Annotated in this window: 1 protein-coding gene; it reads left to right on the top strand. The window is 59.8% G+C overall.

All coding sequences use genetic code 11. The annotated features are described in order from the left end of the window. Positions 1-671: esterase/lipase family protein (locus ACFPOU_RS18745; protein WP_379724741.1), on the top strand; the 671-nt coding region annotated here is incomplete at its 5' end. Positions 672-722 lie beyond the last annotated feature (51 nt).

Here is a 722-nt window from a genome sequence, read left to right as displayed (position 1 = left end):
ATCCCGAGGGCCCGGAAACGCTGGCAGCGGACAAGCGGCATCAGAACGTCCCTGATAACCTCGAACCTATTCCGCCCCTCGTAGGGACGCGCAAGCCGACAGGATGGAGACCCGGCCAACAAATCGCGAAGAAACGCGAATCGCCGGCGCAAGTCGCACGCTGGCGGGGCTGGAGCGAAGTGCTGTTCACCGGATCCTATGGTCAGCTCCTGAAAACGGCTGAAAGCCACCTCAACAATATGGTCGCAGGAAGCTCGGCCAACCCGATGTGGAAGCCATACTTCGCCGATCCACGCACTTTCGGCGGTGTGGACGCAGGCGAGCCGCTGACCGAGCAGGATCTGAAAAAGATCGCCGCGTGCTGGTATCCGGTCCATGCCATGGGATACAACTTTTTGAAGAGCAACGGCGAGACCGCGACGGTGATCGCGGATCGAATCCGCGGGCTAGCCAAGGGTTACCAGAAGCGGGGCTTCAAATGCGACGAGGTGATCGTCGTGACGCACAGCATGGGCGGCCTGCTGGCGCGCGCGCTCATCCATCCAAAATATGGGAACCTGCTGAACGACCCCGCCGTCAAGGTACTTGGCATCTACCACAACGTGATGCCGACCATGGGCGCCGCCGCCTCCTATAAACGCATCCGTTTCGGTTTCCTAGGGAAGCACTGATTTATTCGCCACCAAGCGCTCCGTCGACGCTGTCCGTCTGAGATAATTTCA

Origin of the sequence: Massilia jejuensis, from assembly GCF_042656795.1 — a bacterium.
Taxonomy (GTDB): domain Bacteria; phylum Pseudomonadota; class Gammaproteobacteria; order Burkholderiales; family Burkholderiaceae_D; genus Telluria; species Telluria jejuensis.
This window is presented reverse-complemented; position numbering and strand designations above follow the sequence as displayed.